This is a genomic window from Azospirillum sp. ST 5-10 (genome assembly GCF_051225715.1).
Taxonomy (GTDB): domain Bacteria; phylum Pseudomonadota; class Alphaproteobacteria; order Azospirillales; family Azospirillaceae; genus Azospirillum.
The window spans coordinates 1-25,898 of the sequence record NZ_JBPJSP010000047.1 but is presented as its reverse complement, the minus strand read 5'-3'; the positions used below and the strand labels follow the sequence as shown (position 1 = coordinate 25,898).

Genomic DNA, 25,898 nt, shown 5'->3' with positions numbered 1-25,898 from the left:
CCGCTTCAGTCCGGCGGGTCGTGGCGGCGCTGGCGCCGCTCCCAGCGGCGGAAGGCGGCGCGGCGCCAGCGGCCGCGCAGCGCGGCCAGCAGGGTGCCGGGCCGGTCGAACAGGAGGATGCGCGGCCGCGACGCCGCGCTCGGTTCGAGCGCGAGGCCGACGGCGGTGATCTCCCCGTTCTCGACGTCGCGGACGATGAGCTCGACGCTGCCCATGCGGATGCGGTCGCCCGGCTCGAACGCCTCGCCGAATTCGGTGTGGAACAGGGCGCCCAGGGTGCGGTCGGCGTTGGCGAGCGCCATGGGCAGGCCGTAGAGCTCCGCCAGCTGGCCGACCGTCACGTCCGGCATCAGCACGAGGTCGCCGTAGAAGTCGCGGTCGTCCTGGTCCAGCGGGCGGGCGCCGCCGAACAGCTTGTCGAGCAGTTTCAGCCGGTCGGGCGCGATGAACAGGTAGACGCGGTCGCCGGCGTGGAGCGGCCGGGTCTTGTGCAGCGGCACCACCCGGCCGTCGCGGATCACCAGCGACGGCCGGCTCCAGCGCGGCAGGCTCTGGCCGCGGGCGACGGGGCTTTCGGGATGGACGGTGTACGCCACCAGCTCGTGCTCGGCTTCGCCGGGAAGCTCCAGTTCGACGCGCTCCACCGGGCCGGTGCGCGGCGGCACGACCAGGCGCAGCCAGCGCGCCATCGGCCCGATCGTCCAGCCCTGGACCAGCAGCGAGACGAGGACCACCAGGAAGGCGGTGTTGAAGATGTCCTGGCCGTTGGGCATCCCGCCGAGGATGGGGACCAGCGCCAGCAGGATCGACACCGCGCCGCGCAGCCCCACCCAGGCGATGAAGGTGGTCTCGTTGGCGGTGAAGCGGAACGGCAGCAGGCACAGCCACACCGCGACCGGCCGGGCCAGCAGCGTCAGCACGAGGGCCAGCGCCACCGCCCCGCCGGCGACGTCGGCGAAGGTGCGCGGCGTCGCCAGCAGGCCGAGCATGACGAACATGACGATCTGGCTGAGCCACGTCAGCCCGCTGTGGAAGCGGCGCAGGCCCTGGGCGCCGCGCAGCGGCAGGTTGCCGGCGACCAGGCCGGCGATGTAGACGGCGAGGAAACCGCTGCCGCCGAGCACCGTGGTGACGGCGAAGACGAACAGGGCGAAGGTCAGGGACACCACCGGGTTGAGCGCGGACTCCAGGCGCGCCGCGTTGATGAAGGCGACCAGCAGCGCCCCGCCGATCAGCCCGCCGGCGGCGCCGCCACCGAGCTGGGCGGCGAAGGTCAACGCCATGCCGAGCGTCGTCGCCGCCTCCGGCTCGGTCGCCAGCTCGACCAGCAGGACGGTGAGCAGGATCGCCATCGGGTCGTTGCTGCCGGACTCGATCTCCAGGGTCGAGCGCACGCGCTCGCGGATGGTGATGCCGCCGACCCGCAGCAGGAAGAACACCGCGGCGGCGTCGGTCGAACTGACGACGGCGCCGACCAGCAGGGCTTCGACCCAGGAGAGGTCGAGCAGGACGTGGGCGGCGGCGCCGACGATGCCGGTGGTCAGCGCCACCCCGGCCGAGGCCAGCGTCAGCGCCGGCCACGCCGCCGTGCGGTAGCTGTGGACGGGGGTGTCGAAGCCGCTCTCGAACAGGATCACCGCCAGGGCGATGGAACCGATGAGAAAAGCGGTGGGGGCATCGTTGAAATAGATGCGGCCGATCCCGTCCTCGCCCGCGAGCAGGCCGACGGCCAGGAAGATGAGGAGCAGCGGTGCGCCGAGTCGCATGGCGACGTAGCTGGTCAGGATGCTGGCGATCAGCAGCGTCGACCCGACCAGGATGATGTAGCTCGCCGTCTCCATCGCACCCGTACCCGCCTTCTCCGCCGCGATCCGCAGGCGGCGATCTTCATGCCGCCGATTCCACCCGTTCGCTGCGCTGCACGCAAGGCCGGAACGGAGGTCACGGCCGATGTCACCGGCCGCGGCGGGTTTGTCCCACCCGTCACGATCGGGGTCATGTTATGGAAAGGCAATCGACAAACGACGGAGATTTCGGACCGTGGCGACAACCACGCGCGCCGGCTGGGCCGGCATGTCCGCATGCCTTGCGGCGCTGTTCCTCGCGACGCCCCTGCACGCCGAGGAAGCGAGCTTCGCCGGACGATTCGTCCGGATCGACCGGGACTGGGGGGACGTGGAGGTGGGCGAGACCGACGGTGCGTCGTCCCGCCTGATGGTCACCGGCCCGGCCACCGAGTTCTGGCCGACCGCCGGGCTCGGCAGCGGCCGCTCCACCAAGGCGGCCTATTTCACGGAACTTCGCCACGACCTCGCGTTCGGCGTCAGCTATGCGCCGATCGCCGACGGCACCGGCCTCGGCGACGCCCTCCACATGGTCGAGGCGGCGCTGCGCCACGGCACGTCGCTGGGCGGCGCCCGGCTCGACTTCACGGTCGGCGGCGTCGGCGCACAGGCGCGCAACCCGCTGCTGGCGGCGCCGCTGCGCTCGCTGATGGCGGGCGGCGAGGTGGTGTGGCGGCAGCTGACGATGGGAGCCGCCGTGCGCGACCAGAAGGCCGACGCCGGCGCCCGCCGGAGCTGGACCGCCGGCCTCCTCTATCAGGCCGGGGACTGGAGCGTGCGCGGCCAGGTCGCCCGCACCGTGACCGCCGGAGAGGCGACGTCGGGCGGCTGGAACACCGCCGTGCGCTACGTCGTCACGCCGGGCATCGCCCTGACCGCCGGCCTGTCGCAGTCGGGCGCCGAGGCGGAGACGACGGTGATGCGGCTGGGGACGCGGATCCGCTTCTGATCGGCGGCGCCGCGGCACTCCCGCGGCCTCGGCGGGAGCGGCCGGCCGTCAGCTCTGCAGCTGCCAGGTGCCGTTCGCCTGCTGGCAGGCCACGCCCTGCGCGGAGTCGCTGCCGTTGCCGGTGTTGACGGTGTGGGTGTACTGGCGGCACAGCTGGCCGGCGCTGTTGCGGAAGGTGCCCTGCGGCTGCACCGTTCCGCTGTAGCCGGACTGCGGGTTGTTCCAGGTGACGGTCTCGTTCTGCACCACCGCCTGCTGCTCGGCGTTGACGGCGCGGCTCCGGTCGTTGCCGCTGAAGTTCTTGGCGAGCATGTTGCCCGCGTATGCCCCCAGCAGGGTGCCGATGGCGGTGGTGGCGAGCTGTCCGCTGCCGCTGCCGAACTGCGATCCCAGCAGGGCGCCGCCGGCGGCACCGCCGACGGTGCCGATGGTTTCCGTCGTGTTCATGTCGCCGAGGCCGCCGAAACCGCCGGACCCCTGGCAGGCGGTGAGCGAAAGCGCGACGGCGGCGCAGGCCACCTTCATGCGAAGCGTCGTCATCGTCCGATCCTCCCTTGCGGCTGGCTCTGCCGGGCAAACCCGCCGCGTCCTTGCGAAGTTCCGGACGATTTGCATGGCCGCGTCGCGGGAGCATTCGGCCGCGTCGTGCGTTCTATGCCTGACGTGACGACTTATGGGAGGCAGGACGATGTCCCAGTTGCGACTGATCGGGGTGGCCGCCGCCTTGCTGATGCTGGCCGCGTGCTCCACCGGCGGCGTGGTCGGCGGTGCCGCCGGCGCGGCCGGCGGCTATGCGGTCGACGGACCGCGCGGTGCGGTGATCGGCGGCGCCGGCGGCGCGATCCTCGGCGACATCATCGACTGACGCCGCTCCAGGATAGACGTACGGAGGAGGACGACATGACGAAGACCGTCGCGGCCGCTTTGCTCGGCCTGACCCTGTTCGGCACCGCCGCGTGCGAGAACATGTCCACCCAGGAGCGCCGCGCCCTCTACGGCGGCGGCATCGGCGCCGCCGGCGGCGCGCTGATCGGCGGGGTGACCGGCGGCAGCGCCGGCACGGGCGCGCTGATCGGCGGTGCCGCCGGCGCGGCGACCGGAGCGTTGACCGATCCGGGCGACATCCCCGGCGAGGACCTGTTCGACTGACCTTCGGCGTGCCGGGCCGGCGGCGGACGGGTCAGGTCCGTTCCGGCTGCCGGGGCGCCACGCCGAACAGGGCGAGCGCGTCCTGGATCTCCGGCAGCGCCCGCTCGACCGCCGCCTCGCCCTCGCGGATGCACTCGTCGGCCCGGTCGAATTCCAGCAGCCCGATGTGGCCGACGCGCGGCGCGATGTGGACGTCCGGCGGCTCGCCCGCCAAGCGCGAGCGGGTGATGCGGTCGGTGATGATCCCCAGCGCCGACACCATGACGCCGAACATGCTGGGCCCCTCGTAGTCGCGGCGGAAGACGCGCCGGGCCAGCGCGCCCATGGCCGTCCGGCCGCTGTCGGCCCCCTCGGCCTCGTCGATGAGGTCGGCGAGATCGAAGCCGGCCGCCGTCGGCAGGTCGGTGCCGGGGCGGCGGGCCTTGCCCAGCAGGTCCGCCGCGAGATTGACGGCGATCACCACCGGCACGCCGAGGCTGCGGCAGCACGACACCGGCACCGGGTTGACGAGGGCGCCGTCGACCAGCCAGCGGCGGTCGAGGCGCACCGGCGGGAAGACGCCCGGCAGCGAGATCGACGCCCGCAGCGCGTCCACCAGGTCGCCGCGCTGCAGCCACACCTCGTGCCCGCTCAGCAGGTCGGTCGCGGTGGCCATGAAGGGGGCGGGAAGATCCTCGATGCGGGCGTCGGCGAGGTGCCGGCGCAGTTCCGCCACCAGGCGGTTGCCGCCGATGAGGCCGCCGCCGCTGCGCAGGCGCAGGTCGAGGTAGCCGACGATCTTCAGCCGGGTGAGCCCGCGCGCCCAGGCTTCCAGCGTGTCGAGCTGGCCGGCGAGGTAGCAGCCGCCGACCAGCGCCCCCACCGAGGAGCCGCACACCACGTCGGCGACGATGCCGTGCCGTTCCAGCGCGCGCAGCACGCCGATGTGCGTCCATCCCCGCGCCACGCCGCCGCCGAGCGCCAGGGCGATGCGCGGGCGCCCGCGTGCCGGACCGCCGTCCATGGCCATGTGTCCCTTCCCGAGCGCGGTCAACCGACCGTCCCAGTGTGGCCGGTCGCGGTCAAGGAGCGGTTAACGGCGGCCCCGGTGGACAAGCGGCGGCCCCGTCGGGTATGGCTTCGCCGCCCGCAAACACAAGGCGCCGACGTGAGCAAGACGACCGGAGACAAGCTGCGGCTGGACGCGGCGACCCAGGAACTGGCCCTGCGCATGTGGCGGCAGTGGATCCGCCGGTACCGCGGCCGCCTCCTCGTCGCCATCGCGCTGATGGGCGTGGTCGCCGCCACCACCGGCGCCTACCCGCTGCTCATCGAGAAGTCCTACAGCATGTTCGAGGCGCAGGACCGCGCCATGCTGTTCCTGATCCCGCTCGCCATCGTCGTGGTGACGACGGTGAAGGCGGTGTCCCTCTACGCCCAGACGGTGGTCACCACCGCGGTGGTGCAGCGGGTGATCGCCGACATCCGCATGACGCTGTTCTCCCACCTGCTGTCGGCCGATCTCGCCCGCCTGCAGGCGGCGCCGACGGGCACCCTGACGGCGCGCTTCATCAACGACGTCGAGCAGATCCGCAACGCCCTGACCCGCTGCCTCACCGGCCTGGTGCGGGACGTGCTCACGGTGATCGCCCTGGTCGGCGCCATGTTCTACCTGGACTGGCTGCTGTCGCTGGTGGTTTTCCTCCTCTATCCCCTGGCGGCCATCCCCATCGTCAGCATCGGCCGCCACCTGCGCCGGGTGTCGCGCCAGACCCAGGCGCAGGTCGGCGACATGACCGCGCTGCTGGGCGAAAGCCTGGCCGGGGCGCGCATGGTCAAGACCTTCCGCCTGGAGGACTACGAGCGCCGCCGCGCCGCCGCCGCCTTCGAGGAGAACTATCGCCTGACCATGAAGGCGACCCGCCAGCGTTCCCGCCTCGACCCCATGCTGGAGGTGCTGGGGGGCGTCGCCGTCGCCAGCGTCATCGCCTTCGCCGGCTGGCGCATGGCCAGCGGGGCCGGGACGGTGGGCGAGTTCACCGGCTTCGTCGGCGCCCTGCTGATCGCCGCCCAGCCGGTGCGCGCCATCGGCACCCTCAACACGGCGCTGCAGGAGGGTCTGGCCTCGATGCAGCGCATCTTCGAGGTGATCGACGAACGCCCGCACATCGAGGACCGGCCCGACGCCCGGCCGCTTGTGGTCGACCGTGCGGCGATCCGGCTGGAGGCGGTGCGCTTCGCCTACGAGCCGGGCGGCGCCACCCTGAAGGACCTTGCCCTCGACGTGGCGCCGGGCAGCACGGTCGCCCTGGTGGGGCGCAGCGGCGCCGGCAAGTCGACCGTCTTCAACCTGATCCCGCGCCTCTACGACGTCGGCGGCGGGCGGGTGCTGATCGACGGCCAGGACGTGCGCGACGTCACCCTGGAGAGCCTGCGCCGCGCCGTCGCGGTGGTCAGCCAGGACACGGTGCTGTTCAACGACACCATCCGCGCCAACATCGCCTTCGGCCGCCTCGACGCCGACGACGACGCCATCGCCGCCGCCGCCAGGGCGGCGGCGGCGCACGACTTCATCGCCGCCCTGCCCGAAGGCTACGACACCGTGATCGGCGATCGCGGCGTCAAGCTGTCGGGCGGCGAGCGCCAGCGGGTGGCGTTGGCCCGCGCCTTCCTGAAGGACGCGCCGATCCTGCTGCTGGACGAGGCCACCAGCGCCCTGGATTCGGAATCCGAGCGGCTCGTCCAGGCGGCGCTGGAGCGCCTGACGGTCGGGCGCACCACCCTGGTGATCGCCCACCGCCTCGCCACCGTCCGCAACGCCGACCGCATCGTCGTCATGGAGCAGGGCAGGGTGGTCGAGCAGGGCACCCACGACGACCTGCTGGCGGCCGGCGGGGCCTACGCGCGCCTGTGCCGGCTGCAGTTCGGCGACGAGGGGCTGGGGGTGGCCTGAGGGCGGTCCTGCCGGACCGTCACTCCCGCGCCAGCAGGCGGTCGACCACCGTGTCGGCCCATTCGCGGGAGCGGAAGTTGGCCTTGGCCTCGACCGGGTCGTAGACGTGCTCGACCCAGTCCCAGAACTCGGTGGGGTGGCGGGCGTTGTAGGCGGCGTACAGCTCGAAGAAATAGTCGAGGATGCCGGTCTTCGCCTGGCGGAAGTGACCGTACTTCCAGTGGAGCTGCTTCACCGCCGCCTCCAGCGGCGCCCCTTCGTGGGCGAACAGGTAGAAGGCGGCCATGAAGCCGGCGCGGTCGGCGCCCGACTTGCAGTGCATGAGCGCCGGGTACTCGATCCGCCGGAACAGCTCGCGGGCGGCGCGCAGCGTCTCCTTCTTCGGCATGTCGCGCGAGCTGATGGGAAAGTCGACCAGCGTGATCCCGGCGCCGCGGCAGGCCTCCTCCTCCAGGATGTAGGAGGCGCAGTCGCGCCGGCCGCGCAGGTTGACGACGGTGCGGATGCCGTTGGCCGCGGCGCGGCGCACGTGCACCGGCGACGGCTGGCTCGACCGGTACATGCGCTCCGACAGCCGGTAGAGGTTGGCGTAGATCAGGCGGAAGCAGGCGTGGTCGATGAAGACCGCCTCGAAATGGCCGAGCAGGCGCTCGTGCGGCGTCGCCATCCTCGCCCGGCTGCGCTTGATGCCGCTGGACAGGCCGGCGGCGTACCGGCGCAGCAACCACTTCTTCGCCACGGATCACCTCGCATTGCGGCAGGCCGCCAACATAGGGAGTGCGGCGCGCCGGTCAAGCCCCGGCGGCCGGACGTCCGCGCTCCTGCAGGCGGTCGTAGACGCCGTACTGCGCCGCCGTCGCCAGCACGACCTCCATGTAGAGGTCGATCATGCCGGTGACGTAGAAGGCCGGGCAGCCGGTGTAGTGCTGCTCGCCGGGCTTGGCGGTCGGCACGATGGGAGCGGTGGCGAGGCGGATGAAGGGCTCCGGCCCGCCCTCGTCGAGCACGAAGGCCTCCTGGTGGGGCGGCAGCACGTGGGTCGCCTGATGGTGCTGCGCCTCGATGTGGCTGCCCTCCATGTAGCGCACCAGCATGCCGAGGCTGCCCATGGACAGCGGCAGCACCTGCTTGAGGCTGCGGCGCAGCAGCGCGTCGTAGTGCTCCGCCGTGCGCCCCGGCTGCAGCAGGGGCGCCGCCTCGGCCAGGCTCCAGCAGACGTGGAGCGCGGTGTGGCTGCCGGTCTTGGTGATCGACAGCAGGTCGTAGCCGCTCTTGTTGTAGAGGGCCGAGGTCTCCAGGGTCTGGCCGACGATGAAGCTGGCCGCCGCCGTCGGGGTGATCCCCTCGCCCTGGCGGCGGCACTCCTCCTCCTCGGCGAACACCCCGGCCGCCCAGTGGGTGATGACGGCGTCCAGCAGGTGGCAGGTGGCGTCGCGCAGGAAGGCGCAGAGGTCGTCGGGCGCCAGGCGCGCCAGCCCCTCGGCATCGTCGGGAGCGACGCCGTAGGGGCTCTCGGGCGGCGCCGGCAGCAGCAGCCGGCCGTCCGGCGCCAGCGGCAGGCGCGCCACGATGGTGCGCCGCAGGGAGTCGTAGAGCAGCGCCAGGGTGGTGTTGACGACGACCTTCTCGGCGTCCTCCGGCCGGGTGTCGGGGCGCACGGGGCACTGGCCGGCGAGCGCGCGGAACTCGGGCGTGAAGAGGTAGGCGGGGTCGGCGGCGATCCGGTGCAGGGCGTGGGCCACCGAGACGCGGGTCAGCCCGGCGTCGGCGTGGGCGGCCAGATAGGCCTGGGCGAAGTCGTTGGGGCGGGAAGGGGAGGCCATGGCGCTCAGCGCTCCTGCAGCCGGTCGTAGACGCCCTGGTCGAGGGCGATGGAGGCGACCGTGTCCATGTACAGCTTGATCAGCCCCGGGGCGTAGAAGGCGGGGCAGCCGGTGTAGTGCCGCTCCTCCGCCTTGCGGAACGGCGTGATGGGGGCGGCGCGCAGACGGATCAGCCCCGCCTCGTCGAGGGCGAACGCGGTCTGGTCCTTGGGCAGCAGGTGGATGGCCAGCCCGTCGGCCGGTTCCATGCCGCTCGCCTCCATGTAATGCACGAGCATGCCGAGGCTGGCCACCGACAGCGGCACCACCTGCTTGAGGCTGCGCCGCACCAGGTCGTCGTAGAAGGCACCGTCGCGCCCGGGCACCAGCAGCGGCGCCGCCTCGACGAGCGACCAGCAGATGTGGATGGCGGTGTGGCTGCCGGTCTTGGTGATCGACAGCAGGTCGTAGCCGGCGCGCTGGTACAGCGCCGACCCGTCGAGGATGCCGCGCAGCACGAAGCTGGCGGCGGCGATCGCGGTGATGCTGCCGCTGCCCTGGCGGCGGCAGCGCTCCTCCTCCGCCAGCACGTCGGCGGCCCAGCGGGTGATGACCTCGTCCAGCAGGTGGCAGGTGCTGTCGCGCAGGTACGACACCAGCACCTCCGGCGCCGCCGCGGACCGGGCCGCCGCGTCGGCCATGGCGGCGGCGTGGGGCGAGCGAGGCGGCGGCACCAGCGGGATGCGGCCGTGCTCGTCCACCGGCAGATGGGTCTCGACGAAGCTCTTCAGGCCGTGGAAGAGGAAGGCCAGGAGCGTGTTGACGGCGGCCTTGTCGAGATCGTCCGGGGCGGTGCCGGGGTGCACCGGGCATTGCCCGCCGAAGCGGCGCAACTCCTCGCCGAACAGGTAGGACGGGTCGTCGGCGATCCGCTGGAGGATGTGGCTGACCGAGACGCGGGCGAGGCCGAGGTCGGCGTGGGCGGCGGCGAACGCCTGCGCGAAGTCGTTGGAACGGGTCATCCGGGGGCCGGGGCAGGGAGGGTCCGGCGGACCCTAGACGGCCGCACGGCGGAGCGCAACGTTCCGCCGTGCGACATTTCTGCGGCCGGATCGTCCGTGGGACGCTACCGCGCGACGATCCGTCCCTCGACCTTCGGGGAGACCGTTCCCTGCGCGGCGACGTGGTCCATCACCATGGTGGCGAACAGGACGCCGCTGGTGGGGTCGACCAGCGCCTTGCCCCTGGCGAAGGCGGTGTAGCCGTCGCCCCCCTTGTACATGAAGTCGTTGGTGGCGACGCGGTAGGTCGCCGCCGGATCGAGCGGGGCGCCGCCCACCGACGCCTCGACGATGCGATGGCCGGGTTCGGCCTTGGGATCGTAGACGAAGCGCACGCCCGACACCTGGGGGAAGCGTCCGGCCGCCTCCTCGACCTTGCTGACGCCGCCTTCCAGGGCTGCGAGCAGGTCGGCGCCCTTCATCTCCACCAGCACTCCGACGTTGCCGAACGGCAGCTCGGCGAAGATGTCCTTGCGCGTCAGGTCGCTGCCGGCGGCATAGGTGGTGTTGCCGCGGATGCCGCCGCCGTTGGTCACGGCGACGTCGGCCTTCATGGCCTGGCGCAGCGCGTCGGCGAACAGGTTGCCGATCGCCGCCTCGCCGGTGCGGACGGCGCTGTTCCGGCTGTCGAGGTCGCTGGCGGTGCGGCCGATGACGGTCCCCATCGCCGCGTCGAGCCGGTCGGTGTGGACCTTGACGGCGGCGGCGAGCTCCGGGTCCGGGGCGACGCCGGCGGTGGTCAGCATGCTCCACCGCGTCGGCGCGACGGCGGTCACCGGTCCCTTGTCGGTGGTCCGGGTGCGGACGTCGAGGTCGATGACGCCGAGATAGTGGGCTTCGGCGCCGGACTTCATGATCAGCGTCCCGCCCTGGTAGACGGTCATCGGCTCGTGGTCGTGACCGCCGAGGATCAGGTCGATGCCCGGCACCTGCTGCGCCAGCGCCCGGTCCTCGGCGATGGTCTGGTGGGTGAGGGCGACGACCACGTTGGCGCCGTCGGCGCGCAGCGCCTTGACGGCGTCGCGCGCGGTGTCGATCACCGGGGCGAAGGTGACGGCGTCGCCGGGGCTGGAGAGGGTGACGGTCTCAGGAGTCAGCACACCGAAGGCGCCGACCTTGACGTCGCCGACCGTCCGGGTCCAGGTCGCCGCGGCCGTGGCGAAGGGCGTGCCGTCGCCGTCCAGCACGTTGGCGCCGAGCCAGGGGAAGGCCGATTCGCCGAGGCGTTCGCGGGTCACCTGCGGGCCGAAGTCGAACTCGTGGTTGCCGAAGACGGCGACGTCGGTGCCGACCGCCCCCAGCAGCTCGACCATGTGGCTGCCGTGGGTGATGCCCGAGAGGAGCGACGGCGACAGGAAGTCGCCGCCGAGCGTGGTGATGGCGTCGGGGTTGCGCTGGCGTTCCTGGCGCAGCAGGGTCATCAGCGGCGCCAGGCCGCCGCGGCCCTTGACCGGGGCGATCTCGTCGACGTCGTTGACGTGCAGGAAGGTGAGCGTGCCGTTCTGCGCCTGGGCGGCGCCGGCGGCGAGGGCGGCCGCCACGGCGACGGCGGCGACGAAGGGGCGGAGCGAGCGGACCATGGCGGACGGCCTCCGGTGTCTGCGGCTGTGCGCGGCGAGTGTAGCGCATTGCCGCAGCGCGCGCATGCCCGGCGCCCGGGGGTTGAAACCGGGCGGACGCTGCCCCTGATTAGGCCCGTCCGGCAACGCAGCGGAAGCGGGCGAGATGCGCATCCTGGTCGTGGAGAACCACCATTCCTCTCCGGTCGGCAGCCTCGGCGAGGTTCTGACGGAGCACGGCGCCACGCTGGTCGCGGCGCGTCCGGAGGCCGGGGAGCCGCTTCCCGGGGAACCGGACGGATTCGCCGGCCTGGTGGTGCTGGGCGGGCCGCAGGACGCCTGGGACGACGCCGGCGCGCCGTGGTTCCCGCCTCTGATGGAGCTCATCCGCGCCTTCGGCGCGCAGGGGCGTCCGGCGCTGGGCATCTGCCTCGGTGCCCAACTGGCGGCGCGGGCCCACGGCGCGCGGGTCTACCGCCACGCCGAGCCGGAGATCGGCTTCCGTCCCGTCCACCTCACCGCGGCCGCCCAGGACGACCCGCTGCTGCGCGGGCTGGGCGGCGAGGCGACATTGATGCAGTGGCACTACGACACGTTCGACCTGCCGGACGGGGCGGTGCGGCTCGCCGAGGGCGGCGGGCTGAACCAGGGCTTCCGGCTGGGCCCCTGGCTGCACGCCTTCCAGTTCCATTTCGAGGCCACCGCGCCGGTCATCGCCGACTGGGTCGCCCGCTACGGCGAGGAGCACCGCGAGGACGACCGCGGTCGCGTCGCCGGCATCGGCGCGCAGATCGACCGCCACCTGCCGGACCAGGCGGCGTTCGCGCGCACCATCGGCCGCCGCTGGCTGGAGCGGGCGCGCCGGGCCGCGGGCTGACCGCGCAACCTCGGGCCACCGCCGCTGTTGGCAGGGGCGCCTGACCGTTCCGGCCTCGCAACAGCGCCGCTTCGCCATGATGTCGCCCGTCGAACGCCACCACGACCATTTCCGCCTGCTCTACTTCGGCGAGCGCTCCAACCGCGAAACCATCCGCGGCAGCGTGTCGACGCCGGTGGCGGCGATCTCGTTCACGGTGTTTTCGCTGGGCACCCTTGCCCGCGAGGTGGACGCGAGCCGCTGGACGGAGCCGCTGGCCCTCGTCATCCTGGGGCTCGGCGCCGCGGCCGTGCTGGCGCTGCTGTGCGCGGTCTACCACGTGATCCTGGTGGAGTGGCTGTTCGTCCACCACGAGCCGCCGACGCTCACCGAGCTGCTGTCGGCCGAGGAACAGCTGCGTGCGGCCGGCACCGACGTCCCCGAGCAGACGACCAAACTGATGACCGCCAGCTATGCCATCGCCTACCAGCAATACCTCTGCGGCAACATCGAGGGAGCGCGCCACCGCACCTGGGCCCTGCGCCTCATCCTCGGCGCGCTCGCCTGCCTGGCGCTTGCGTTCGTGCTGCTGCCGGCCCATCTCGCGGGCTGAGGAGGGATTGTCCATGCGTTGGCTCGACCGGATGTTCACCCGCCGCGACCACCACACCTGCTTCGACCCGGTTCCCGAGCGCACGGCGCCGCGGATCGCGGCGGTGTGCGCACAGTTGGGCGACACCGAGCGCCAGGTGCAGGAGCACCTCGGCCTGCGCGTGCGGCCGCGCCTGACCCTGGTGGACGAGGAGTCGGCGCGGATCATCGGCCCGCGGCAGCGGGAGGCCGTGGAGCGCCGGGGCCGCCGGTCATGACCGCCATGGTGCGCCCGGTCCTCGTCCTCCTGGTGGCGATGGCATTGATGATGGCCGGCATCGGCACCTTGAGCACCCTGCTCAGCGTGCGCATGACCGACGCGGCCCACACGCCGCTGGCCATCGGCGTCGTCATGGCCGGCTATTTCGCCGGCCTCACCCTGGGGTCGCTGCGCGCCTTCGCGCTGATCCGGGCGGTCGGCCACATCCGCACCTTCAGCGCGCTCGCGGCGGTGCTGGCGGCGGCGACGCTCGGCCATTCCATCAGCTCCAACCTCGTGCTGTGGGGCGTGCTCCGGCTGGTGGCGGGATTCTGCATGGCCGGCCTGTTCGTCTGCGTGGAGAGCTGGCTGAACCACAACGCCACGGCGCAGACCCGCGGGCAGATCCTGTCCTTCTACATGATCAGCGTGTACGGCGGGCAGGGCGGCGGCCAGTTCCTGCTGAACCTGCAGGACGACACCGGCCGCCTCCTCTACACCATCATCGCCATCCTGCTGGCGCTCGCCCTGGTGCCGGTGGCGCTGACCCGGCAGACGCCGCCGCAGCTGCCCGACGTCCGTTCCTTCGGATTCCGGAGGCTGTACGCGGTGTCGCCGCTCGGCGTGTTCGGCACCCTCGTCAGCGGCCTCGTCACCGGGGCGCTGTACAGCCTGGCGCCGGCGTACGTCCGCCAGCTCGGCTACGACAACGCCGACACCGCGCTGTTCATGAGCGCCGCCATCCTCGGCGGCGTCGTCCTGCAATGGCCGCTCGGCCGCCTGTCCGACGTGTTCGACCGGCGCAAGGTGCTGGTCGTCCTGTTCGCCGTCCTGGTGGCGGTCAGCGCCGCGCTGGTCCTGTCGGGCGCCGCCGACTTCCTGTGGCTGCTGGCCCTCGTCTGCCTGTTCGGCGGCGTCACCTTCGCGCTCTATCCGCTGTGCGTCGCCCACACCAACGACCACCTGGATCCGGCCGACATGGTGTCGGCCAGCGGCGGACTGGTGCTGAGCTATTCCGTGGGGGCGACGGCCGGCCCCTTCGGCGCCTCGGTCGCCATGACGGTCGGCGGGCCCGGCGGCCTGTTCCTGTTCTGCGCCGCCGTCGGCATCGCCGCGGTCGTCTTCGGCCTGTGGCGCATGATCGCACGGGCGCCGGTCCCCAACGAGCTGCAGGGGCCCTTCCACGTGCTGGCGCGCACCACCCCCGTGGTGGCCCCCCTCGACCCGCGGGGGGCGCCGGACGACGAGGAGTCGGGCTTCGCCCGGCGCACGCCGACCGCTGCGCCCGCCGGCGGACCCGCGTCCTGATCCGGTCCTAGAATCGGGTGCTTTCGAGGTAGATCCGCCCCTTTTTGGCCAAAAAGGGTTTCCATCTCCTTCCCCCTTTGGTAGGGTCGGGACCGAATCGGGCAAGTTGTGTCCGTTCCGGCGCCACTCCGGCGTCCATCTTGTGCGTCCTGCAGCGGGCAGGGCGCCAACTGGAAGGAGGAAATCCGGAACCGGTCTTGGACCTCAATTCCATCTTCGACACTCCGATTCTTCCTTCCTGAGGGAAGTGAAGTGCGTATATCTATTGGCGCTCGACTGTATTCAGTCGCATTGCGCCGGCTGTCCACTGCGGGACTTCATGTCGTCGCGGCCTGCCGCTGTTGCGGAATAGAGGACTTTGGTCCTCTGCTGGCGTCGGCCCCCGCGTCTGCAATCGAATTCGTTCGAACGAAACCGGAGTTCCCTGGGCTCCGGCGCCGGATCCGTTCCGGCCAAGGGAAAGCGACACGCGTATGGCCATTCAAATCGCCGCCAAGGGCGTCACCAAGATCTTCGGCAACCGGCCGGACACCGCGCTCGCCATGCTCAACGACGGGCTGGGGCGGGACGACATCTTCGCGCGGACCGGCATGACGGTCGGCGTCCACGACGCCAGCTTCGAGGTGGAAGCCGGCGAGATCTTCGTCGTCATGGGGCTGTCCGGCTCCGGCAAGTCGACCCTGATCCGCCTGCTCAACCGGCTGATCGACGCCACCACGGGCGAGATCCTGATCGACGGCCGGGACATCAACCGCATGTCGCGGGCCGAGCTGATCGACGTGCGCCGGCGCAACATGGGCATGGTGTTCCAGAGCTTCGCGCTGATGCCCCATCTCAAGGTCTGGCAGAACGCCTCCTTCGGCCTCGACGTCGCCGGCGTCGACGCCAGGGCGCGGCGCGAGCGCGCCCAGGCGGCCTTGGAGGCGGTCGGCCTCGGCACCCACGCGGAGAGCTGGCCGCACGAGCTGTCGGGCGGCATGCAGCAGCGCGTCGGCCTCGCCCGGGCGCTCGCCAACGAGCCGTCGGTGCTGCTGATGGACGAGGCGTTCTCGGCGCTCGATCCGCTGATCCGCACCGAGATGCAGGACGAGCTGCTGCGCCTCCAGGCCGAGCACCAGCGCACCATCGTCTTCATCAGCCACGACCTGGACGAGGCGATCCGCATCGGCGACCGCCTGGCCATCATGGAGGGCGGGCGCATCGTGCAGATCGGCCGGCCCGACGAGATCCTGAAGAACCCGGCCAACGACTACGTCCGCTCCTTCTTCCGCAACATCGACGTCACCAAGATCCTCACCGCCGGCGACATCGCCCGGCGCGACCAGGTGACGCTGATCCGCCACATGGGCGAGGGGCCGCGCGCCGCCGTCCGGCAGCTGCGCGAGCGCGACCGCGAGTTCGGCTACGTCCAGGACGGCAAGCGGCGATTCCACGGGGTCGTCTCGGTGGACTCGCTCCTGTCGGCGATCGACCGCGCCAACGGGTCGGCGACGCTGGACGACGCCCTGCTGCCGGGGGTGGAGCCGCTGCCGGCGTCGATGCCCATGGACGAGGTGCTGGCCCGCATCGCCGCCGCGCCCCACCCGCTGCCGGTGGTGGACGAGACGGGCGCCTACGTCGGGGCGATCTCCAAGACCGCCTATCTCGAAACCCTGGGACGGACGCGCTGAGCCATGGACGACTTCAAGCTTCCCCTCGGCGACGGCGCCGAAGCCGTCGTCGAGTTCCTGCTGGACCACGCCCAGTGGTTCTTCGACGCCGTCGACGTGGTGGTCGGGGCGTTGTCCGACGGCGTGCAGGCGCTGCTGACCTCGGTGCCCGGCATCATCCTCGCCGGCCTGATCGTGCTGTTCGGCCTGTGGCGCCTCGGCTGGCGCTTCGCCGGGTTCTCCGCCCTGTCGCTCCTGGTGGTGGCCGGGCTCGGCCTGTGGGACGAGACGGTGGACACGCTGGCCCTGGTGCTCACCGCCACCACGGCGGCGCTGGTGATCGGCCTGCCGCTCGGCATCGCGGCGGCGCGCAGCGACAAGGTCGAGGCGGTGGTGCGGCCGGTGCTGGACTTCATGCAGACCATGCCGGCCTTCGTCTACCTGATCCCGGCGGCGATGTTCTTCGGCCTGGGCCGGGTGCCCGGCACCTTCGCCACCATCATCTTCGCCATGCCGCCGGCGGTGCGCCTGACCAGCCTCGGCATCCGCCAGGTGCCGCGCGAGCTGGTGGAGGCCGGGCTGGCCTTCGGCTGCACCAACCGGCAGCTTCTCTTCAAGGTGCAGATGCCGACGGCGCTGCCGTCGATCATGGCCGGGATCAACCAGACCATCATGCTGTCGCTGTCGATGGTGGTGATCGCCTCGATGATCGGCGCCGGCGGCCTCGGCAACGAGGTGCTGCGCGGCATCCAGCGCCTCGACATCGGCCTCGGCTTCGAGGGCGGGCTGGCGGTGGTGATCCTCGCCATCCTGCTCGACCGGCTGACCCAGAGTTTCGGCACCGGCCAGGCCCGGCCCAGCCTGCGCGCGCGGCTCGGCCTGCCCCGGAAGACCGTCGCCCCGGAGGGGGCGGAGACCCGTGCGGCCGCGGCGCGGCCGACCGTCGACGGGGTCACGGAAGCGCGGTGACCCCGCTCCCAATCCAATCCCGAAGAAGGAGAGCGCAATGCGACGTACCTTTCTGAAGATGCTGGCGCTGGGCGCCGCGGTGGTGATCGGCGGCGCCGTCACGGCCGGCCCGGCGACGGCCGCCGACGGCAAGGAGCCGGTGCGCATCGGCTGGACCGCCTGGTCCGACGCCGAGGCGGTGACCAAGCTCGCCCAGAAGATCATCCAGGACCGCCTCGACACCAAGGTCGAGCTGGTGCTGGCCGACATCGGCCTGCAGTACCAGGGCCTCGCCAAGGGCGACCTGGACTTCATGATGATGTCCTGGCTGCCGGTGACCCACGGCAACTACCTCGAGAAGGTCGGCGAGGACATCGTTCCGCTCGGCATCCTCTACACCCGCGCCCGGCTCGGCTGGGCGGTGCCGTCCTACGTGCCGGAGGACCAGGTCAGGACCATCGCCGACCTGAACAAGCCGGAGGTCCGCGAGAAGCTGCAGGGCAAGATCCAGGGCATCGACCCCGGCGCCGGCCTGATGCAGGCCTCGGAGAAGGCGCTGGAGGAGTACGACCTCGACGACTACGAGCTGGTGTCGGCCAGCGGTGCGGCGATGACGGCCGCGCTGAGCCGGGCCATCGACCGCAACGAGTGGATCGCCGTCACCGCCTGGAGCCCGCACTGGATGTTCGCCAAGTGGGACCTGCGCTACCTCGATGATCCCGAGGGCGTGCTGGGCGGCCTGGAGCGCGTCCACGTCATGGCGCGCAAGGGCTTCTACCAGGACCACCCCGAGGTGGCCGAGTTCCTGACCCGCATGAACCTGCCGATGGAGGACCTCCAGGCGATGATGCTGGAGGCCAGCGACAGCTCCTACGAGAAGGCGGTGGAGACCTACATCGCCAACAACAAGGCGCGCATCGACTACTGGGTGACCGGCGAGATGCCGCAGTCGTGATGGGATGGGTGGCCGCCTCGGTTCCCCCTCCCGGCCTCCCCCCACGTCACGGGGGAGGAGAAAAGCCCTCCCCCGCGCAGTGGGGGAGGGTTGGGTGGGGGACCGATGCGGCCACCCTCCGTCACCACCCCATCCACTTCGCGTACTCGTGCACGAAGTCGTCGACGATGTGCTCGGGGCCGAAGCGGCGCGGGTCGATCTGCCGGTGCAGGCCGCCGCGCACGACGATCTCGGCCCGGGGCTCCCAGCCGTCCTTGGTCTCCATCTCCGGGAAGGCGAAGGTCCAGGGGCGGTAGACGCGGCCGCGCACGGTGTAGGCGAACTCCTCGTCCTCGCCGCGCAGCACCGTCAGCGTCACGTTGAACGGGTTGGCCTCGATCTCGGCGCTGCGGCCGCGCTTCTCCAGCTCGCCGGCGATGTCGCGGAAGGCCGGCGCCACCGTGCCGTTGAGGAAGGCCGAGACCTCGTCGCGCACCGCCGTGGTGCCGGTCCGCCGGGCCGCCACGGTCGCCTCCTTGCGGCCGACGATGGCGGAGAGCTGGTGGCGCCAGTCGGTGTCGGGCAGGTGCGCCAGGGCGCTGCCGGGCGCCTCCGACAGGGCCGCCGCGCCGGCGCCGGCCGGCAGGAGCCGCGGACCGCGGCCGGCGCGGCGGGGCAGGGCGAGGCGTTCGCTCTGCAGCCCCACCAGCAGGCTCCAGCACATCAGGATCATTACCACGGCGAAGGGCAGGGCGGTGGTGATGGCCGCCGTCTGCAGGGCCTTGAGTCCGCCCACCAGCAGCAGCACCGCCGCCACCACGCCGGCCAGCACCGCCCAGAAGATGCGGGTGACGATGGGCGGATCGGGGTCGCCGCCGGCGGCGATGATGTCGATCACCAGGGCGCCCGAATCGGCCGAGGTGACGAAGAAGGTGACCACCATGAGCGTGGCGATCGCCGAGGTGACGGTCGCCAGCGGCAGCCGGTCGAGCATCACGAAGAGCGCCGTCGGCACGTTGTCCTGGACCGCCGCGACCATGCCGCCGACGCCGAACAGCTCCATGTGGATGGCGGTGTCGCCGAACACCACGAACCAGACGAAGGTCAGCATGACCGGGGCGAACAGCACGCCGCCGATGAACTCGCGGATGGTGCGCCCGCGCGAAACGCGGGCGATGAACATGCCGACGAAGGGCGCCCAGGAGATCCACCAGCCCCAATAGAACATGGTCCAGCTCGCCTGCCATTCCGTCCCGGCGAAGGGCAGGGTGCGGAAGCTGGTGAAGGGGAGGGTCCAGAGATAGCGGCCGATGCTCTCCACCCAGGCCGACAGCAGGAACACGGTCGGGCCGAGCGCGAAGACGAAGACCAGCAGCGCCAGCCCGGCCAGCATGTTCAGCTCGCTGAGGCGCCGGATGCCGCGCCCGACGCCGCTGACCGCCGACGTCGTGGCGATGGCGGTGATGACGACGATCAGCACGAGCTGGTTGGTGATGTCGACCTCCAGCAGCCCGAGATAGGCGAGCCCGCCGTTGATCTGCATGACGCCGAGGCCGAGCGACGTGGCGACGCCGAACAGGGTGCCGAAGATGGCGAAGATGTCGACCACGTGCCCGGCCCAGCCGTGGATGCGCTCGCCCAGCAGCGGGTAGAGCGCCGAGCGGATGGTCAGCGGCAGGTCATGGCGGTAGGCGAAGTAGGCCAGCGACAGGCCGACGACGATGTAGACGCCCCAGGCGTGCAGGCCCCAGTGCAGGAAGGCGATGTTCATCGCCTCGCGGGCGGCGTCGACGGTGCCGGCCTCGCCGATCCGCGGGTTGGCGAAATGGAGGACCGGCTCGGCGACGCCGTAGAACAGCAGGCCGATGCCCATGCCGGCGCTGAACAGCATGGCGAACCAGGTGGGATAGCTGAATTCCGGCTCGTCCACGTCCTTGCCCAGCTTGACCCCGGCGTAGGGGCTGATGAGAAGCCACAGGATGAAGAGAAGGAATCCGGCGACCGAGAGTATGTAGAACCAGCCGAAGGTCTCCACGATGCCGGCCTGCAGGGCCGCGATGTCGTCGGCGAGTCGTTGCGGCCAGGCGGCGGCCAGGGCGACGAACAGCAGGATGATGCCACCGGCCGTGAACGTGACGGTCTTGTTGATGCGGTCCATGCGACCTCTCCGCTGAGGCCGCCGGGCACCTTGCTTCGTCCGGCGGCGATGTAGGGGGACTGCCGGTGACAACGGCTGCGGCGGCGGAAAGTCTTGGTCCGACCCGGTGGCGGCGGATCTTGCGATGGATGGGGGCGGTGTGCGGGCGCCATGATCCACACGCATGGCGGTGCCGCCGGACCCTGCGACGCCGGCACTCGACATCGGCCGACGGGCACGCTAAACCGTGCCCATGGTGAGTAAGCACTTACTAACTGAGCAGGTGCAGAAGGCCGCGGTTTCGGCCCACCGTCTCGACAGTGCGGAGCGTCGCGCGGCGATCGTCGACGCGGCTCTGCCGCTGTTCGCCCAGAAGGGCTTCGTGGCGACGACGACCAAGGAGATCGCTGCCGCCGCGGGTGTTTCTGAAGCCTTGATCTTCAAGCATTTTCCGAGCAAGGCGGCGCTCTACGAGGCGATCTTCACCGCCTGCGTCGAAGGGGACGCCGAGGTGCAGCGCCTGATCGCCCTGCCGCCGTCGACGGCGGCGCTGGTCGAGATGATGTGCGCGATGACCCACCATTTCCTGGTGGAGCTGCCCGACGATCCCGCTGAACTGGCGCGCCAGCGCCTTCTCGTCATGAGCCATCTCGAGGACGGGGAGTTCGCACGGCAGGTCTACGCCTGGGTCGCCGGCGTCATCCAGCCCGCCTTCGCGGCGGCGTTCGAGGCGGCGCGCGAGGCCGGCGACGTGGTCGCCTCGCCGCTGACGGGAACGGACGCCCTGTGGCTGCCCGACTATCTCTGCTCCATGCTCGCCACCCAGTTCCTGCCGGGCCGCCCGCTCGGCGCCCCCACCTACCGCGGCCCCGGCGCGGCGCGGACGGTGGCCTGGTTCCTGCTGCGCGGCCTCGGCCTCACCGACGACGCGCTGACCCGCCATTTCCCGGGCCCGGACCGCCCGGGCGCCGGCTCGCCGCCCGATGCGCCGGCCGGCTGCCCAACCGAACGAGGACGACCGTGACCATCGAGACGAAGATCCGGAACGACGCGCAGCGCGACGGCGCCCGCCGGCCGGAGGGCGAACGCGAAGCGGTGGAGCACCGTCCGCCGGCGCCGGTGCGCCGGCGGGTCGGCCGCACCGCGATGGCGGTGCGGGTCGGGATCGTGCTGGTCCTGCTCGGCCTCGTGTTCGCCGGGCTCTACGGGTTCAAGACCTTCCGCGACCAGGCCATCGCCGACTTCTTCGCCGGCAACAAGCCGCCGCCGACGCCGGTGACGGTGGCCGGGGCGGCGGTGCAGGCGGTGCCCAAGTATCTGCCGGCCATCGGCACCCTGGTGGCCAGCCGCCAGGTTTCCGTGGCGTCCGAGGTGGCGGGGCGCGTGCTCGCCATCCGCTTCGAGTCCGGCGCCACCGTGGCCGAGGGCGATCCGCTCATCCAGATCAACGACGCCACCGAACAGGCGGACCTGCTGGCCTACCAGGCCGAGGCCAAGCTGGCGACGGCCAACCTGGAGCGCTCGCGCAACCTGCTGCGCAACCAGGTGGGCCCGCAGACCACGGTCGATCAGAACCAGGCGCAGCTCGACCAGGCCAACGCCAACATCAAGCGCACCGAGGCGCTGATCGCCAAGAAGCTGATCCGCGCCCCGTTCGGCGGCGAACTCGGCATCCGCAAGGTCAACGTCGGCGGCTACATCAGCGCCGGCGACCCGATCGTCACGCTGACCGACCTGTCGACGCTCTACGTCAACTTCTCCCTGCCGGAGAACGCGCTGAGCCGGCTCGGCGTCGGCCAGGCGGTGCTGATCGAATCCGACGCCGCGCCGGGGCGCAGCTTCGAGGCGCGGATCACCACCATCGAGCCGCAGGTCAGCACCGACACCCGGGCCATCCAGGTGCAGGCGACGCTGGACAACCGCCAGCGCCAGCTCCTGCCCGGCATGTTCGCCAACGTGCGGGTGGTGCTGCCGCCCAAGCCGGGCATGATCGTGGTGCCGGAAACGGCGGTGGACTACACGGTCTACGGCGATTCCGTCTTCGTCGTGCGGGCCGCCGCGGGCGAGGACGGCAAGGAGCAGCTGACGGTGCAGCGCGTGCCGGTGACGGTGGGCGACCGCTTCGAGGGGAAGGTCGAGGTGCTGGACGGCCTTGAGCCCGGCGACCGCGTCGTCGTCTCCGGCCAGCTCAAGCTCAACAACGGCGCGGCGGTGGCGGTCGCCGAAGCCGATCCGCTCGTCGCTCCGGCGACGCTGCCGCGCAACTGAGGCCCGCACCCATGGCTTTCACCGACCTCTTCATCCGTCGCCCCGTGCTGTCGGTGGTCGTCAGCCTGCTGATCCTGCTGGTGGGCGCCCGTGCGCTCCTCGATCTGCCGATCCGCCAGTACCCGGAGCTGAAGAACACCGTCATCACGGTCACGACGCTCTATCCCGGCGCGTCGCCCGACCTCATGCAGGGCTTCATCACGACGCCCATCGAGCAGGCGGTCTCGACCGCCGAGGGCATCGACTACATCACCTCCTCCTCCACCCAGGGGCAGAGCGTGGTGACGGCCAACATCCGCCTCAACTTCGACCCGAACGTCGCCATGACCGACGTGATGGCGAAGGTGCAGCAGGTGAAGTACCAGATTCCCAGCGAAGCCAACGACCCCGTGATCCTGAAGTCGACGGGCGAGACCACGTCGATCCTCTACATGGGCTTCGCCAGCCCGGAGCTGTCCGAGGCGGCGATCACCGACTATCTCACGCGCGTGGTGCAGCCGACCCTGTCCACCGTCGAGGGGGTTTCGGAGGCGGCGATCCTCGGCGGCCAGACCTTCGCCATGCGGGTGTGGCTCGACCCGGAGAGGATGGCGGCGCGCGGCATTTCGCCGGGCGACGTGCGGGCGGCGATCCAGGCCAACAACTTCCAGTCCGCGCCGGGCCAGGCGAAGGGAGCCTTCGTCGTCATCAACATCACCACCAACACCGGGCTCACCGACGTCGAGCAGTTCCGCGACATGGTGGTGAAGGCCGAGGGGACGTCGCTGGTCCGCCTGCGGGACATCGCCACCGTGGAGCTGGGTGCCCAGCGCACCGATTCCAGCGTGGCGATGAACGGCCAGCGGGCGATCTTCATCGGCGTCAACGCGACCCCCACCGGCAATCCGCTGAACATCGTCGCCGACATCCGCAAGCTGGTGCCGGAGTTGCAGCGCAACCTGCCGCCGTCGCTGAAGATGGAGATCGTCTACGACAGCACCCGCTTCATCCAGGCCTCCATCGACGAGGTGGTGAAGACGCTGCTGGAGGCGGTGGGAATCGTCATCGTCGTGATCTTCCTGTTCCTCGGCTCGGTGCGGGCGGTGCTGATCCCGATCGTCACCATCCCGCTCTCGATCATCGGCGCCGCCACCTTCATGCTGGCGATGGGCTTCTCGCTCAACCTGCTGACCCTGCTCGCCATGGTGCTCGCCATCGGCCTGGTGGTGGACGACGCCATCGTCGTGGTCGAGAACGTCCACCGCCACCTGGAGGAGGGGCGGAGCCCGGTCCAGGCGGCGCTCATCGGCGCGCGCGAGATCGTCGGCCCGGTCATCTCCATGACCATCACGCTGGCGGCGGTGTACGCGCCGATCGGCTTCCTCGGCGGCCTGACCGGCGCGCTGTTCCGCGAGTTCGCGTTCACCCTGGCGGGATCGGTGGTCATCTCGGGCGTGGTGGCGCTGACCCTGTCGCCGATGATGTGCTCGCTGCTGCTGACGCGGGAGATGAGCGAGGGGCGCTTCGCCCGCTTCGTCGACCGCACCTTCAGCAGGCTGGAGGGCTGGTACGGCCGGCGGCTGGCCGGCGCGCTCGACTACCGTCCGGCGACCCTGCTGTTCGGGCTGGGGGTGCTGGCCTCGGTCGGCTTCCTCTTCGTCAACACCATGGGCGAGCTGGCCCCGGAGGAGGACCAGGGCATCCTGTTCGGCATCACCAAGGCACCGCAGTACGCCAACCTCGACTATTTCGACGCCTATGGCGAGCAGATGGACGGCGTCCTCGCGACCTTTCCGGAGACCGACACCCGCTTCGTCATCAACGGCGCGCCGACGCCGAACCAGGGCTTCGCCGGCATGATCCTCAAGCCGTGGGACGAGCGCACCCGGTCGGCCAAGGACCTGCAGCCGGTCGCCCAGGGCGCGCTCAACGCGGTGACCGGCGTGAACATCTTCCTGGTGTCGCCGCCCGCCCTGCCGGGCACGACGGGCGGGCTGCCGGTGCAGATGGTGATCTCCAGCTCCGGCGACTACCGCACCATCTACGACGCCATGGAACGGATCAAGGCGGCGGCGCGCGACAGCGGCATGTTCATCATCACCGACAGCGACCTGCAGTTCGACAGCCCGTCCTACCGCATGATCATCGACCGCTCCAAGGCGGCCGATCTCGGCCTGTCGATGGCCGAGATCGGCGACACCCTCGGGGTGTTGGTCGGCGGCAACTACGTCAACCGCTTCAACCTGAACGGCCGGTCCTACGAGGTCATCCCGCAGGTGCCGCGCGCCAAGCGGCTGGCGCCCGAGGACCTCGCCCAGTACTACGTCGCCGCCGCCGACGGCACGCAGATCCCGCTGTCGACGGTGGTCTCCATCAAGACGGAGATCCAGCCCAACGCCCTGACCAAGTACAACCAGCTTCCCTCCGCCACCTTCTCCGCCGTCCCCATGCCGGGCGTGGCGATGGGGCAGGTGGTGGAGTTCCTGGAGCAGCAGGCGCGCCAGCACCTGCCGGCCGGCTTCACCCACGACTACCTGTCGGAATCGCGCCAGTACGTGACCGAGGGCAACCAGCTCACCGTGACCTTCGTCTTCGCGATGGTCGTCATCTACCTGGTGCTGGCCGCGCAGTTCGAGTCCCTGCGCGATCCGCTGGTCATCCTGGTCAGCGTGCCGATGTCGATCTGCGGCGCCCTGCTGCCGCTGTTCATGGGCCTGTCGACCATGAACATCTACACCCAGGTCGGGCTGGTCACCCTGATCGGCCTGATCTCCAAGCACGGCATCCTGATGGTCGCCTTCGCCCGCGAGATGCAGATCGCCGAGGCGGTCGACCGCCGCACCGCCATCGAGCACGCGGCGCGCGTGCGCCTGCGGCCGATCCTGATGACCACCGCCGCCATGGTGGTCGGTCTGGTGCCGCTGCTGACGGCGGCCGGGGCGGGAGCCGCCAGCCGCTTCTCCATCGGCCTGGTGATCGTCTCCGGCATGCTCATCGGCACGCTGTTCACCCTGTTCGTGCTGCCGGCGGTCTACACCGTACTGGCCAAGGACCACCACGCCGCCGCCAACTCCCACCGCATGGCCGAGATCGCCTCGCTGTCGTGATGGGGGGCGGCTAAACCTTGGCGTCGAGCAGGCTCTGCAGCAGGTCGTCGGCCGTGCGCACCACCGCGGCGTTGGCCGCGTAGGTGCGCGACGCGGCGACCTGGTCGACCGCCTCTCGGGCGAGGTCGACGTTGGGTGCGGCCACCAGGCCCCGCGCGTCGGCGTAGGGCGCGTCGGAGTCGTACTCCGGAAGGTAGGCGGGGGTGATCGGGGTGAAGACGGCGCGGGTTCCGCCCGCCGCCGTGCCGGCCCGCTGTTCGGACTGCGCCACCCCGACGGGACGGTAGGGTTCCGGCTGCCCGTCCGCCGTCGCGCCGGGCAGGGCGCCGCGGCTGCGGACGTTGGCGGTGTTCGAGGCCGAAGCCTCGAGCCGCCGGGTCTGGGCGGCCATCCCGGTGACGGCGATGTCGAGCGGCGTGATCATCGCACGATCCTAGCAGGTTTTTCCGAACTCCGCCCTCCTCTGGGCGGGCTCGGAAAACCATGCTTAGAGCCTATTCCAGTAGGGCGACGAACTCCCAGACGGTGACGGCACACACGATGTGGAGCATGGCCTCGTAGGTGCG

The 25,898-nt window shown here is 71.2% G+C and carries 23 protein-coding genes; 14 read left to right on the top strand and 9 right to left on the bottom strand.

Annotation, left to right across the window (positions count from 1 at the left end):
* Positions 1 to 5: 5 nt before the first annotated feature.
* Positions 6 to 1,841, bottom strand: coding sequence for a potassium/proton antiporter (locus ACSBPG_RS30315; protein WP_435540991.1), 1,836 nt, complete (start codon positions 1,839 to 1,841; stop codon positions 6 to 8).
* Positions 1,842 to 2,040: 199 nt separating this feature from the next.
* Here ACSBPG_RS30315 and ACSBPG_RS30310 point away from each other — a divergent pair, with 199 nt between their 5' ends.
* Complete coding sequence (locus ACSBPG_RS30310; protein WP_435540990.1) at positions 2,041 to 2,793, top strand: porin; 753 nt, start codon at positions 2,041 to 2,043, stop codon at positions 2,791 to 2,793.
* A gap of 48 nt (positions 2,794 to 2,841) precedes the next feature.
* On the opposite strand, the gene ACSBPG_RS30305 is transcribed toward ACSBPG_RS30310, so the two are convergent.
* Positions 2,842 to 3,333 (bottom strand): RT0821/Lpp0805 family surface protein, encoded by a 492-nt coding sequence (locus ACSBPG_RS30305; protein ID WP_435540989.1) that lies wholly within the window; start codon positions 3,331 to 3,333, stop codon positions 2,842 to 2,844.
* Between the two features lie 148 nt (positions 3,334 to 3,481).
* On the opposite strand from ACSBPG_RS30305, the gene ACSBPG_RS30300 reads away from it, so the two are divergent.
* Positions 3,482 to 3,658: a hypothetical protein gene (locus ACSBPG_RS30300; protein ID WP_435540988.1), complete on the top strand. Its 177-nt coding sequence runs from the start codon at positions 3,482 to 3,484 to the stop codon at positions 3,656 to 3,658.
* A gap of 35 nt (positions 3,659 to 3,693) precedes the next feature.
* On the top strand, positions 3,694 to 3,942 hold the full coding sequence (locus tag ACSBPG_RS30295; RefSeq protein ID WP_435540987.1) for a hypothetical protein: 249 nt from the start codon (positions 3,694 to 3,696) through the stop codon (positions 3,940 to 3,942).
* Between the two features lie 31 nt (positions 3,943 to 3,973).
* On the opposite strand, the gene ACSBPG_RS30290 is transcribed toward ACSBPG_RS30295, so the two are convergent.
* Complete coding sequence (locus tag ACSBPG_RS30290) at positions 3,974 to 4,951, bottom strand: patatin-like phospholipase family protein (protein ID WP_435540986.1); 978 nt, start codon at positions 4,949 to 4,951, stop codon at positions 3,974 to 3,976.
* Positions 4,952 to 5,089: 138 nt separating this feature from the next.
* Here ACSBPG_RS30290 and ACSBPG_RS30285 point away from each other — a divergent pair, with 138 nt between their 5' ends.
* The gene (locus ACSBPG_RS30285; RefSeq protein ID WP_435540985.1) at positions 5,090 to 6,874 is read left to right on the top strand and encodes an ABC transporter ATP-binding protein; all 1,785 of its coding nucleotides are present in this window, start codon (positions 5,090 to 5,092) and stop codon (positions 6,872 to 6,874) included.
* Positions 6,875 to 6,893: 19 nt separating this feature from the next.
* Here ACSBPG_RS30285 and ACSBPG_RS30280 read toward each other — a convergent pair whose 3' ends face one another.
* The 4 genes from ACSBPG_RS30280 to ACSBPG_RS30265 all read right to left on the bottom strand — a co-directional run bounded on the left by ACSBPG_RS30280 (position 6,894) and on the right by ACSBPG_RS30265 (position 11,317).
* Positions 6,894 to 7,613 (bottom strand): phosphatase domain-containing protein, encoded by a 720-nt coding sequence (locus ACSBPG_RS30280; protein WP_435540984.1) that lies wholly within the window; start codon positions 7,611 to 7,613, stop codon positions 6,894 to 6,896.
* A 52-nt stretch (positions 7,614 to 7,665) separates the two neighbouring features.
* A complete protein-coding gene (locus ACSBPG_RS30275) occupies positions 7,666 to 8,697 on the bottom strand; it encodes a hypothetical protein (RefSeq protein ID WP_435540983.1) in 1,032 nt (343 codons plus the stop codon).
* 5 nt (positions 8,698 to 8,702) lie between these two features.
* Positions 8,703 to 9,698, bottom strand: a complete 996-nt coding sequence (locus ACSBPG_RS30270) for a hypothetical protein (RefSeq protein WP_435540982.1) — start codon at positions 9,696 to 9,698, stop codon at positions 8,703 to 8,705.
* A 104-nt stretch (positions 9,699 to 9,802) separates the two neighbouring features.
* Complete coding sequence (locus tag ACSBPG_RS30265) at positions 9,803 to 11,317, bottom strand: bifunctional metallophosphatase/5'-nucleotidase (RefSeq protein WP_435540981.1); 1,515 nt, start codon at positions 11,315 to 11,317, stop codon at positions 9,803 to 9,805.
* A gap of 145 nt (positions 11,318 to 11,462) precedes the next feature.
* Here ACSBPG_RS30265 and ACSBPG_RS30260 point away from each other — a divergent pair, with 145 nt between their 5' ends.
* The 7 genes from ACSBPG_RS30260 to ACSBPG_RS30230 all read left to right on the top strand — a co-directional run bounded on the left by ACSBPG_RS30260 (position 11,463) and on the right by ACSBPG_RS30230 (position 17,862).
* Entirely contained in the window at positions 11,463 to 12,173 is a 711-nt protein-coding gene (locus ACSBPG_RS30260; RefSeq protein ID WP_435540980.1) for a type 1 glutamine amidotransferase, read from the top strand.
* 76 nt (positions 12,174 to 12,249) lie between these two features.
* Positions 12,250 to 12,765 carry a hypothetical protein gene (locus tag ACSBPG_RS30255; RefSeq protein WP_435540979.1) on the top strand — a complete coding sequence of 172 codons (516 nt, stop codon included), beginning with the start codon at positions 12,250 to 12,252 and terminating at the stop codon, positions 12,763 to 12,765.
* Between the two features lie 13 nt (positions 12,766 to 12,778).
* Positions 12,779 to 13,021 (top strand): hypothetical protein, encoded by a 243-nt coding sequence (locus ACSBPG_RS30250; RefSeq protein ID WP_435540978.1) that lies wholly within the window; start codon positions 12,779 to 12,781, stop codon positions 13,019 to 13,021.
* The gene (locus tag ACSBPG_RS30245) at positions 13,018 to 14,310 is read left to right on the top strand and encodes an MFS transporter (RefSeq protein ID WP_435540977.1); all 1,293 of its coding nucleotides are present in this window, start codon (positions 13,018 to 13,020) and stop codon (positions 14,308 to 14,310) included. Before ACSBPG_RS30250 ends, ACSBPG_RS30245 begins: the two co-directional genes overlap by 4 nt.
* Positions 14,311 to 14,783: 473 nt before the next feature.
* Positions 14,784 to 15,980, top strand: coding sequence for a glycine betaine/L-proline ABC transporter ATP-binding protein ProV (gene proV / locus ACSBPG_RS30240; protein ID WP_435540976.1), 1,197 nt, complete (start codon positions 14,784 to 14,786; stop codon positions 15,978 to 15,980).
* A 3-nt stretch (positions 15,981 to 15,983) separates the two neighbouring features.
* On the top strand, positions 15,984 to 16,928 hold the full coding sequence (locus tag ACSBPG_RS30235; RefSeq protein ID WP_435540975.1) for an ABC transporter permease: 945 nt from the start codon (positions 15,984 to 15,986) through the stop codon (positions 16,926 to 16,928).
* A gap of 37 nt (positions 16,929 to 16,965) precedes the next feature.
* A complete protein-coding gene (locus ACSBPG_RS30230; protein WP_435540974.1) occupies positions 16,966 to 17,862 on the top strand; it encodes a glycine betaine ABC transporter substrate-binding protein in 897 nt (298 codons plus the stop codon).
* Positions 17,863 to 17,983: 121 nt separating this feature from the next.
* Here the strand turns inward: ACSBPG_RS30230 and ACSBPG_RS30225 are convergent, their stop codons facing one another.
* On the bottom strand, positions 17,984 to 19,999 hold the full coding sequence (locus ACSBPG_RS30225; RefSeq protein WP_435540973.1) for a BCCT family transporter: 2,016 nt from the start codon (positions 19,997 to 19,999) through the stop codon (positions 17,984 to 17,986).
* Between the two features lie 232 nt (positions 20,000 to 20,231).
* On the opposite strand from ACSBPG_RS30225, the gene ACSBPG_RS30220 reads away from it, so the two are divergent.
* The 3 genes from ACSBPG_RS30220 to ACSBPG_RS30210 are packed head-to-tail and all read left to right on the top strand — an operon-like array spanning position 20,232 to position 25,332.
* Positions 20,232 to 21,002 carry a TetR/AcrR family transcriptional regulator gene (locus ACSBPG_RS30220; RefSeq protein ID WP_435540972.1) on the top strand — a complete coding sequence of 257 codons (771 nt, stop codon included), beginning with the start codon at positions 20,232 to 20,234 and terminating at the stop codon, positions 21,000 to 21,002.
* Complete coding sequence (locus ACSBPG_RS30215) at positions 20,999 to 22,246, top strand: efflux RND transporter periplasmic adaptor subunit (protein ID WP_435540971.1); 1,248 nt, start codon at positions 20,999 to 21,001, stop codon at positions 22,244 to 22,246. The genes ACSBPG_RS30220 and ACSBPG_RS30215 overlap by 4 nt, the downstream gene beginning before the upstream one ends.
* Positions 22,247 to 22,257: 11 nt before the next feature.
* Complete coding sequence (locus tag ACSBPG_RS30210; RefSeq protein WP_435540970.1) at positions 22,258 to 25,332, top strand: MexW/MexI family multidrug efflux RND transporter permease subunit; 3,075 nt, start codon at positions 22,258 to 22,260, stop codon at positions 25,330 to 25,332.
* A 10-nt stretch (positions 25,333 to 25,342) separates the two neighbouring features.
* On the opposite strand, the gene ACSBPG_RS30205 is transcribed toward ACSBPG_RS30210, so the two are convergent.
* On the bottom strand, positions 25,343 to 25,756 hold the full coding sequence (locus tag ACSBPG_RS30205; protein WP_435540969.1) for a flagellar basal body rod protein FlgC: 414 nt from the start codon (positions 25,754 to 25,756) through the stop codon (positions 25,343 to 25,345).
* Positions 25,757 to 25,898: the final 142 nt, after the last annotated feature.